The following is an 8,795-nucleotide window of genomic DNA, read 5'->3' on the forward strand; positions in this document are numbered from 1 at the left end:
CCGACGGCGCCACGCGCCCGGGTGCAGCGACGCACCCGCGCGCGTGGCGCCGTCGGGCGTGCGGCACCGTCAGTTCCCGGACGTCCCCGCCGGGCAGCCGTCCCGCACCGTCACCCGCTAGTGCGCGGGTGCCGCCGCCTCCTGCGCGTCCGCGTGCCGGATGTGTCGCGTGACCCACGGGGCGAGCGCGAACAGGACGAGCGCGAACGCCATGGTGATCGCGCCGACGACCCCGAAGTACGCGGTGTCGGACGCCCCCTGCGTGACCTGGACGATCTGGGCCGTGATCGCCTGCCCCGCCGCGGGGGCCAGGAACCACAGCGCCATGGCCTGGCTGCGGAACGCCTTGGGCGCGAGCAGCGTCGTCGCGGCCAGCCCCACCGGGGACAGGCACAGCTCGCCGAGCGTCTGGATGACGTACACCGAGACCAGGACCCAGGCCGGGGCCTTCTCGTCCGCGAAGATCGCCGACGCGGCCGAGAGCCACACGAACGAGAGCGCCGCGAGCGTCAGGCCCATCGCGAACTTCACGGCCGTCGGCGGGCGGTCCTTGGTCTTGACCCAGATCCACGCGAACACCGGCGCCAGGACCACGATCGAGAACGGGTTCACGGACTGGAAGAACGCGGGCTCGATCGCGATGCCGAAGAACGAGAGCTCGGTGCGGTTCTTCGCGAAGCTCGACAGCGTCGTGGCCGCCTGCTCGAAGATCATGAAGAACAGCATGGCCGCGACGAACAGCGGGATGTACGCCGTGAGCCGCGAGCGCTCGGGGGCCGTGACCTTGGGCGAGCGGAACATCACCAGGAAGTAGGCGATGGGCGCCGCGAACGCGACGTAGGACAGCGTGTCGATGAACGTCGAGATGCCGAACGTCCCCGACACGGCCCAGGCGATGAGCGCCGCGACCACGAGCCCCGCGAGGATGAAGAGCCCGATCCGGACGAGCTTCGGGTACTCCTCGCGCGTGAGGGGGTTGGGCACCGAGTCCCCCGCGCCCCCCAGGTACTTGCGCCCCGCGACGAAGAACACGAGGGCGATCGCCATGCCGACCGCTGCGACCGCGAAGCCCGCGTGGTACCCCCACTGCCTGTTGACGAACCCGACGATGATCGGCGACAGGAGCGAGCCGAGGTTGATGCCCATGTAGAAGATCGAGAAGGCCGAGTCGCGGCGCGGGTCGTCGCGCGTGTACAGTTCGCCCACCATCGAGGACACGTTGGGCTTGAGCAGCCCCGTGCCGAGCGCCACGAGCGCGATGCCGAACATCGAGAAGCCCGCCCCCGGGATCGTCAGCGAGACGTGCCCCGCCGCGATGACGATCCCGCCGTACAGGACCGAGCGCCGCGAACCGATGACCCGGTCCGCGAGCCAGCCGCCGACGACCGACAGCAGGTAGACGCCCGTGCCGTAGATCGAGACCAGGGCGAGCCCCGTCACCTCGTCGAGGGCCAGGCCGCCGTCGGCGATCGAGTCCGTCAGGTAGAAGAGCAGGATCGCGCGCATCCCGTAGTAGCTGAACCGTTCCCACAGCTCGGTGGTGAACAGGGTCATCAGCCCGATCGGGTGGCCGAAGAACGCGTGGTCGCGCGGGACCCGGCCGGCGGCAGGGGCTGCCTCGGCCTCGAGCCGGGGGTCCGGGAGGTCGGGCTGGACGGGCCGCTCGTCGTTGCCGCTCATGGATCGATGCTGCCACCGGCAGGTGGTCGTGGCGACTGGTGGCGGCCCGTGTGCACGCAGCGCCTGGCCCCGGCTAGCGTGGGCGGATGCCCTCCCCCGCACCGACCGTCCTGTGGTTCCGCCGCGACCTGCGCCTGGCCGACAACCCGGCCCTGGGCGAGGCCGAGGGCGAGGCGCGCGCGACGGGGAGCGACGTCGTCGGGCTCTACGTCCTGGACCCCGCGCTCTGGGCGTCGGCCGGACCCGTGCGGCAGGCGTACCTGGCCCGCAGCCTGCACGAGCTCGACGCCTCGACCGGCGGCCGGCTCGTGGTGCGCCACGGCGACCCGCGCACGGTCGTGCCCGCGGTCTGCGCTGAGGTCGGCGCGCGGTCCGCGCACGTGGCCGCGAGCTACGAGCCCTACGGGCGTCGCCGCGACGACGAGGTCGAGGCGCTGCTCGCCCAGCACGGCGTGCGGTTGCAGCGGACGGGTTCGCCCTACGCGGTCGCGCCCGGGCGCGTCCGCACGCGTGGTGGGACGCCCTTCCAGGTCTTCACGCCGTTCCGGACGGCGTGGCTCGAGCACGGCTGGCGCGCCCCCGCTCCCCTGCCCGACGACGTCGCGTGGGCCACGCTCACGTCCGACGGTCTCCCGGACGCACCGGACGTCCAGACGCGGCTGCCGGCCGCAGGCGAAGCGGCGGCGATCGACCGCTGGCGCGCGTTCCTGGCCGACGGCCTGGCCGACTACCCGACCGACCGCGACCGCCCCGACCTCGCGGGGACCTCGTACCTGTCTCCCGCGCTCAAGTGGGGCGAGATCCACCCGCGGACGCTGCTCGCGGACCTCGCGTCGGCCGTCCGCTCGGGCGCGGTGCCCGAGGAGTCCGCCGCGACCTACCGCTCGGAGCTCGCGTGGCGCGAGTTCCACGCCGACGTCCTGTTCCACCACCCTGGCGCTGCTCGGCGCTCGCTGCGGGCCGTGGTCCCCGAGGACGCGTGGGCCGGCGGAGCCACCGAGGACGCGCTGCTCGGCGCGTGGCGCGAGGGCCGCACGGGCTACCCGATGGTCGACGCCGGGATGCGCCAGCTCCTCGGCACCGGGTGGATGCACAACCGCGTCCGGATGCTCGTCGCGTCGTTCCTCGTCAAGGACCTGCACGTGCGCTGGCAGCGCGGGGCCGAGCACTTCATGGCCCACCTGGTCGACGGCGACGTGTCGCAGAACCAGCTCAACTGGCAGTGGGTCGCGGGGACCGGGCGCGACGCCGCGCCGTACTTCCGGATCTTCAACCCGGTCACGCAGGGCCTGAAGTTCGACCCCGACGGCGCCTACGTGCGCGAGTGGGTGCCCGAGCTGCGCGGCATCACCGGCAAGGCCGTGCACGAGCCGTGGAAGCTCCCCGGTGGTGCTCCCGGGTATCCCGAGCGCATCGTGGACCACGCGGTCGAGCGCAAGGTGTCGCTCGAGGACTTCGAGCGCGCGCGACGCTGACAGCCCCGGACACGACAGGACGAGCGTGACCCGGAGGTCACGCTCGTCCTGGTGTCCAGCCCGGCGTTGTGGTCGTGCTCAGAGCCCCGCGCGGAACTCGTCCTCGAGGATGCTCATGACGATCGCGTCGGCCCAGCCGTCGCCGTCCCGGAACGCGTCGCGGAGCCGGCCCTCCTCGCGGAAGCCCAGCGACTCGTAGAGCATGCGAGCCCGCGGGTTGATGCTGAGCACGTCGAGGCTCACGCGGTGCAGGTGCGGACCCTCGGGGTGGTCGAACGCGAAGCGCAGGACCTCGAAGATCGCCTCGCGACCGTAGCCGCGCCCCCGGTAGTTGGGGAGCAGGGCCAGGCGAAGGTTGGCCGAGAGCGCGTGCTCATCGATGTCGTTGAGCACGATCTCGCCGAACATCTCGTCGCTCACGAGCTGGCCGTCCCGCTTGGCCGGCGAGGTGATGGCCCAGTCGTAGCGGCCCTCGCGGTCGCTGATCGTGGCAGCCCACTCGTCGATCTGCTCGCGCGTGAACTCGGCCGTGGTCCCCGTGAGCCGGTTGGACTCCGGGTCCTGCACGGACTCCCACATGCGCTCGGCGTCGCGAGCCTCGATGGGTCGCAGCCGCATCATCTCGCCGTAGAGCTCGGGTCCGCGTGTCACGCGACCACCTCCGTGGTGCTTCGGGGCACGGATCAACCGATCCGCTCGATGACCAGCTCGCGGACGCGCCCGGCGTCGGCCTGGCCCTTGGTGGCCTTCATGACCGCTCCGATGATCGCACCGATGGGCCCCATGTTGCCCGAGCGAACCTTCTCGACGATGTCGGGCTGGGCCGCGAGGGCGGCGTCGATCGCCTCGAGGAGCGCGCCGTCGTCCGAGACGACCTCGAGCCCGCGTGCGACCACCACGGCCTCCGGGTCGCCCTCGCCCGCGAGGACGCCCTCGAGGACCTGACGAGCCAGCTTGTCGTTGATCCGGCCCGAGTCGACGAGCGCCTGGAGCTGGGCGATCTGCGCGGGCGTGACCGCGATCTCGGCGATCTCGGTGTCGCTCGTCTTGGCGTAGCGGGCGAGCTCACCCATCCACCACTTGCGTGCGGCCGCGGGGCTCGCACCGGCCGCGACGGTCGCCTCGATGAGGTCGAGAGCGCCCGCGTTAACGACGTCCCGCATCTCGGCATCCGCGTAGCCCCACTCGCCCTGGAGGCGGTTGCGGCGCGCGACGGGGAGCTCGGGCAGCGTGGCGCGGATCTGCTCGACCCAGTCACGGCTCGGTGCGACGGGCACCAGGTCCGGCTCCGGGAAGTAGCGGTAGTCCTCGGCGTCGGACTTCACGCGACCGGCCGTCGTGACCGAGGTGTCCTCGTGCCAGTGACGCGTCTCCTGGATGACCGTGCCGCCCTCGTCGAGGACGGCGGCCTGACGCGAGACCTCGTAGCGGACCGCGCGCTCGATCGAGCGGAACGAGTTCACGTTCTTGGTCTCGGTCCGCGTGCCGAGCGGCGACTCGGGGGTCGCGCGCAGGGAGAGGTTCACGTCGGCGCGGACGTTGCCGCGCTCCATGCGTGCCTCGGACACGTCGAGCGCACGGAAGATGTCGCGCAGCGTCTGGACGTACGCGCGAGCGACCTCCGGGGCGCGCTCCCCCGCACCCGTGATGGGGCGCGTGACGATCTCCACGAGCGGGATGCCCGCACGGTTGTAGTCGACGAGCGAGTACTCGGCACCGTGGATGCGCCCGGTCGCCCCGCCGACGTGGGTGTTCTTGCCCGCGTCCTCCTCCATGTGCGCACGCTCGATGTCGACGCGGAAGATCGTGCCGTCCTCGAGCTCGACGTCCAGGTAGCCGTCGAACGCGATGGGCTCGTCGTACTGCGACGTCTGGAAGTTCTTGGGCACGTCCGGGTAGAAGTAGTTCTTCCGGGCGAAGCGGCAGGACTCGGCGATCTGGCAGTTGAGCGCGAGCCCGATCTTGATCGCGTACTCGACGGCCTTGCCGTTGACCACGGGCAGCGCGCCGGGCAGCCCGAGGCTCACCGGGGTCACCTGCGTGTTGGGCTCGCCGCCGAACTCGACCTCGGCCGCGCAGAACATCTTGGTCTTGGTGCCGAGCTCGACGTGCACCTCGATGCCGATGACCGGGTCGTAGCGGCGGACGGCCTCGTCGTAGTCGACCAGGTCCACGGTTGCGTGTGCGCTCATCGCGCGACCTCCAGCTCCGGGGCCTTGGCCAGCAGCGGCCCGCCCCACGTGTTCTCCAGGGCGGCCTCGAGAGCGGCGCCCACGCGGTACAGACGGTCGTCGGCCTTGGCCGGCGCGAGGATCTGGAAGCCGACGGGCAGGCCGTCGTCCGAGAGACCGTTCGGCAGCGACATGCCCGGGACGCCCGCGAGGTTCGCGGGGATCGTCGCGACGTCGTTGAGGTACATCGCGAGCGGGTCGTCGAGCTTCTCGCCGAACTTGAACGCCGTGGTGGGGGCCGTCGGGGAGACCAGGACGTCGGCCTGGGCGAACGCCGCGTCGAAGTCGCGCTGGATGAGCGTGCGGACCTTCTGCGCGCTGCCGTAGTAGGCGTCGTAGTAGCCCGCCGACAGTGCGTACGTGCCGAGGATGATGCGGCGCTTGACCTCGTCGCCGAAGCCCTGGCCGCGGGTCGCGGACATGACGCGCTCGGCCGTGACGGGACCGTCCTCCGGCTCGACGCGCAGGCCGAAGCGCATGCCGTCGAACTTGGCGAGGTTGCTGGACGCCTCGCTCGGCATGATCAGGTAGTAGGCGCCGAGCGCGTACTTGAAGTGCGGGCACGAGACCTCGATGATCTCGGCGCCGAGCGAGCGCAGCAGGTCGAGCGACTCCGCGAAGCGTGCGCTCACGCCCTCCTGGTAGCCCTCGCCCGAGAGCTCGGAGACCACGCCGACGCGCAGGCCGCGCAGGTCGCCGATCGCACCCTGGCGGGCCGCGTCGACGAGCAGCGGCAGGTCCTCGTTGATCGAGGTCGAGTCGCGGGGGTCGTGGCCGCCGATGAGCTCGTGCAGGAGCGCCGAGTCGAGGACGGTCCGCGTGACGGGGCCTGCCTGGTCGAGCGAGGACGCCATGGCGATGAGGCCGTAGCGGGACACGCCGCCGTAGGTGGGCTTGACGCCGACCGTGCCGGTCACGGCGCCGGGCTGACGGATCGAGCCGCCCGTGTCGGTGCCGATCGCGAGGGGCGCCTCGTAGGCGGCGACGGCCGCGGCCGAGCCACCGCCCGAGCCGCCGGGGATGCGGTCGAGGTCCCACGGGTTGTGGGTGTTGCCGTACGCCGAGTGCTCCGTCGAGGAGCCCATGGCGAACTCGTCCATGTTGGTCTTGCCGAGGATCGGCAGGCCCGCGGCGCGGATGCGCTCGACGAGCGTCGCGTCGTAGGGAGGGATCCAGCCCTCGAGGATCTTGGAGCCGGCCGTCGTGGGCAGGCCCTTGGTGACGACGACGTCCTTCACCGCGATGGGCACGCCCGCGAGGGGGTGCAGGTCCTCGCCTGCGGCGCGGCGCGAGTCGATGTCGCGGGCCGTCGCGAGGGCGTCCTCGGTGCTCACGTGCAGGAACGCGTGGACCGCGGTGTCGACGTCACCGATGCGGTCGAGGTGCGCCTGCGTCGCCTCGACGCTGCTCACCTCGCCGGAGACCAGGTGCGCGGCGAGGTCCGCGGCACTCAGCCGCGTCAGGTCGTTCGTCATCATTCCTCCCCGAGGATCTGCGGGACGCTGAAGCGTCCGTCTTCGCTGGCCGGTGCTGCGGCGAGGACGTCCTCGACGGGCAGCGGCGGCACGGGGACGTCGTCTCGGAAGACGTTGGTCAGCGGGAGCGGGTGGCTCGTGGCGGGGACGTCAGGAGTGGCGACCTCGCTCACCTGGGCGATCGCATCGACGATGACGTCGAGCTCGCCGGCGAGGCGGTCGAGCTCCTCGGGCCGGAGGTCGATGCGGGCCAGCACGGCGACGCGCGCGACCTCATCACGGGAGATGGTGGACATGGTCGTCAGTCTAGTGCCCGACGACGGCGGTCACGGGGGCGTCCGGCGCACCGTGGCGGTCGCACCACGTGGGCGGGGGCGTCAGGTCCGCTGCTCGTGCCGACGGGGCTTGAGGCGGTCGGGCGCGTCGCGCGCGGGGGTCCACCCGCACGTGAACGAGCCGCGGTACCCGAAGAGGAACCCGAGCCGTTCGTTGGTGACCTCGAGGTCGACCCGGAACACCGCGTCGGCCTCGTCATACCACTCGTGGAGGTGCGCGCGACCGCTCAGCAGCAGGGGGAACCGGAACCCGACCGGCCCCTCGTGAAACCGTTGGGCGTCGGACGTCAGCACCAGGCCACCGCGCTCGTCCGCACGGAGGTCGAGGTCGACGGCCAGGTGCTGGTGGGTGCCGAGGTAGTCGACGACCTGGTCACCCACCAGGACCATCGTGGCGTCGAACCGTCGTCGCCTGCCCCGGATCTCGTACTCCCGGACGAACGTCACCGTCTCCCGCCCGAGCGGGTCCAGGTACGGGTAGTTCTCGATCGTGAACGGCACGTCTGTGCCCGTGTCGGGCACGAGGATGTTGCGGAGCCGGCCGAGCTGGAGGAAGGGTACGGTCCACCACGGTCCACGACGGACCTCGGACATCACGCCGCGACCGGTGCACGCCTCGCCGCTGTCGAGCCCGACCGAGAACCGGCGCTGCAGCATGGGGTGCAGCCGCGCGAAGTCGGGGCCCATGGCCTTCTGGAAGATCGACGTCATGGTGCGCTCCTCGGTGCGGGGAGGGACGCGAGCGTCGCTGGTGCGTCGCGCAGGTGGTCGTCCCGGCGCCGGCCACGAGCCGGAGCACGGCGGCAGCGCCCTGCGCGCGGTCGCTCGGGCCGCCAGAGCCACAGGACGCTGCGCAGCGGCCAGCGCTCGGGCGGCTCGTCGCGCTCTGCCCAGATGCGCAGGCGATCGAAGCTCCACGCCGTGGCCCAGCCCAGAGCGGGTCGTGCGACACGGTCCAGGAGCCGCCCCCAGCCGGGGACGTAGTCGTAACCCGTGACGAAGCGGACGCCGTCCCCGGCCGGCACGTAGCGCCAGTAGCCGCGGCCGGAACGGATCGGTGACAAGGGGTCCGACGTCGCGAACCGCAGGGCCGAGGTGCGGGAGCCCTCCCGCCCGCTGGTGTCGCCGATGCTCACGCCGTCGCCGGCGACCGTGCGGAGCGGCAGGCGGCGTGTGTACGTGAACCGGGTAGCCCCGGTTCCGGTCGGCTCGGTCGGGACGATCCGGGAGAACCGCACGTCCCAACGCACGTGCTGCTCGGGGTCCTGCGTGAGGGACCAGACGACGTCGAGCGGAGCCGAGATCGTCACCTCGACGTAGATCCCTCGCGCTCCCATCTCGTCAGGCTAGCGGGGCGGACGCCCCCGAACGCGCCGCCCCGCGGGACGGTCGCCGTGGTCGTCAGGGCATGGAAGTGCCCCGGGCACGGGGTGCTCCGGGGCTGGGTTCTGGTGGGCCGGCCGTGTGGTGGTGGTGTGGTGCTGGCCTGGCGGGCCGGTTGTTTGGGGGTATGCCAAAGGCCCACCCCGTGTGGGGTGGGCCTTTGGTGAATGGTTGTCCGGCGGCGACCTACTCTCCCACCCCGTCTCCAGGGCAGTA

8 protein-coding genes are annotated in these 8,795 nt (G+C 71.9%); 1 reads left to right on the plus strand and 7 read right to left on the minus strand.

All coding sequences use genetic code 11. The features are described from left to right. Window positions 1–117: 117 nt before the first annotated feature. On the minus strand, window positions 118–1,680 hold the full coding sequence (locus ACFWFR_RS14365) for a peptide MFS transporter (protein ID WP_377623402.1): 1,563 nt from the start codon (window positions 1,678–1,680) through the stop codon (window positions 118–120). An 86-nt stretch (window positions 1,681–1,766) separates the two neighbouring features. Between ACFWFR_RS14365 and ACFWFR_RS14370 the strand changes: the two genes are divergently transcribed. Next, window positions 1,767–3,155, plus strand: a complete 1,389-nt coding sequence (locus tag ACFWFR_RS14370; protein ID WP_377623403.1) for a cryptochrome/photolyase family protein — start codon at window positions 1,767–1,769, stop codon at window positions 3,153–3,155. A gap of 78 nt (window positions 3,156–3,233) precedes the next feature. On the opposite strand, the gene ACFWFR_RS14375 is transcribed toward ACFWFR_RS14370, so the two are convergent. The 6 genes from ACFWFR_RS14375 to ACFWFR_RS14400 form a co-directional block, all read right to left on the minus strand. Beyond that, window positions 3,234–3,806, minus strand: coding sequence for a GNAT family N-acetyltransferase (locus ACFWFR_RS14375; protein WP_377617338.1), 573 nt, complete (start codon window positions 3,804–3,806; stop codon window positions 3,234–3,236). A gap of 32 nt (window positions 3,807–3,838) precedes the next feature. Further along, on the minus strand, window positions 3,839–5,347 hold the full coding sequence (gene gatB / locus ACFWFR_RS14380) for an Asp-tRNA(Asn)/Glu-tRNA(Gln) amidotransferase subunit GatB (RefSeq protein ID WP_191803506.1): 1,509 nt from the start codon (window positions 5,345–5,347) through the stop codon (window positions 3,839–3,841). After that, window positions 5,344–6,861: an Asp-tRNA(Asn)/Glu-tRNA(Gln) amidotransferase subunit GatA gene (gene gatA, locus ACFWFR_RS14385; protein WP_191803508.1), complete on the minus strand. Its 1,518-nt coding sequence runs from the start codon at window positions 6,859–6,861 to the stop codon at window positions 5,344–5,346. The genes gatB and gatA overlap by 4 nt, the downstream gene beginning before the upstream one ends. Continuing rightward, complete coding sequence (gatC, locus tag ACFWFR_RS14390) at window positions 6,861–7,157, minus strand: Asp-tRNA(Asn)/Glu-tRNA(Gln) amidotransferase subunit GatC (RefSeq protein ID WP_030152198.1); 297 nt, start codon at window positions 7,155–7,157, stop codon at window positions 6,861–6,863. The genes gatA and gatC overlap by 1 nt, the downstream gene beginning before the upstream one ends. Window positions 7,158–7,238: 81 nt before the next feature. Next, window positions 7,239–7,907 carry a DUF4166 domain-containing protein gene (locus tag ACFWFR_RS14395; protein WP_377623404.1) on the minus strand — a complete coding sequence of 223 codons (669 nt, stop codon included), beginning with the start codon at window positions 7,905–7,907 and terminating at the stop codon, window positions 7,239–7,241. Then, window positions 7,904–8,533, minus strand: a complete 630-nt coding sequence (locus ACFWFR_RS14400) for an SRPBCC family protein (protein WP_191803512.1) — start codon at window positions 8,531–8,533, stop codon at window positions 7,904–7,906. Before ACFWFR_RS14400 ends, ACFWFR_RS14395 begins: the two co-directional genes overlap by 4 nt. Window positions 8,534–8,795: the final 262 nt, after the last annotated feature.

The organism is Oerskovia sp. NPDC060287 (assembly GCF_042726775.1).
In the GTDB taxonomy this organism is placed as follows: Bacteria; Actinomycetota; Actinomycetes; order Actinomycetales; family Cellulomonadaceae; genus Oerskovia; species Oerskovia merdavium.

Coding starts and splice junctions, on each gene's coding strand:
- ACFWFR_RS14365 (WP_377623402.1), bottom strand. CDS start 1,680: ATGAGCGGCAACGACGAGCGGCCCGTCCAGCCCGACCTCCCGGACCCC.
- ACFWFR_RS14370 (WP_377623403.1), top strand. CDS start 1,767: ATGCCCTCCCCCGCACCGACCGTCCTGTGGTTCCGCCGCGACCTGCGC.
- gatB (WP_191803506.1), bottom strand. CDS start 5,347: ATGAGCGCACACGCAACCGTGGACCTGGTCGACTACGACGAGGCCGTC.
- gatA (WP_191803508.1), bottom strand. CDS start 6,861: ATGACGAACGACCTGACGCGGCTGAGTGCCGCGGACCTCGCCGCGCAC.
- gatC (WP_030152198.1), bottom strand. CDS start 7,157: ATGTCCACCATCTCCCGTGATGAGGTCGCGCGCGTCGCCGTGCTGGCC.
- ACFWFR_RS14395 (WP_377623404.1), bottom strand. CDS start 7,907: ATGACGTCGATCTTCCAGAAGGCCATGGGCCCCGACTTCGCGCGGCTG.
- ACFWFR_RS14400 (WP_191803512.1), bottom strand. CDS start 8,533: ATGGGAGCGCGAGGGATCTACGTCGAGGTGACGATCTCGGCTCCGCTC.